This window comes from Paraburkholderia sp. 2C (genome assembly GCF_054589215.1).
This window is the reverse complement of sequence record NZ_BAAILL010000076.1, coordinates 1-578: the sequence shown is the minus strand read 5'-3', so window position 1 is coordinate 578 and position 578 is coordinate 1. Positions and strand designations below refer to the sequence as shown.

The 578-nt window shown below is 66.4% G+C and carries 1 protein-coding gene; it reads right to left on the bottom strand.

Annotated elements, in window-relative coordinates:
• Window positions 1-578 (bottom strand): GH36-type glycosyl hydrolase domain-containing protein (locus ACYPXD_RS33160; protein ID WP_459722459.1); only part of this gene is annotated, 578 nt, incomplete at both ends.

Genomic DNA, 578 nt, shown 5'->3' with positions numbered 1-578 from the left:
GCCGGGTCGTGCGATTGGGCGAGCGGTGCGAACAGGTCAATGGTCCGCAACAGCAGCCAGCCGAGCCAGACGCTTTCTCCATTGCCGTTTGCGCCGACGCGGTTCATCCCGTCGTTCCAGTCACCGGTGCCCATAAGCGGCAAACCCTGCGCGCCGGTCAGTTCGATGCATTGATCGAGACCGCGCGCGCAATGTTCGAACAGGGACGCAGCGCCCTCCGCGAGCATCGGCTGGAAGAAGGTGTCGTGCTCGCCGGGCCGCAGCATCGGACCTTCGAGGAAGGGCACGATCTCGTCAAGCACGGCGTGATCGGCCGTGCAGCCAATGTAGGTGGCAGCCGCGTAGGCGAGCCACACGCGGTCGTCGGAGATTCGCGTGCGTACGCCTTGTCCCGAGTGCGGCAGCCACCAATGCTGAAAGTCGCCTTCGACGAACTGCCGCGACGCGGCACGCAGCAGGTGCCGCCGCGTTTCGTCGGGCCGCACGTGCGTCAGCGCCATCATGTCCTGCAACTGGTCGCGGAACCCATACGCGCCGCTTGCCTGGTAGAACGCCGAGCGCGCTTCGATCCGGCAGGC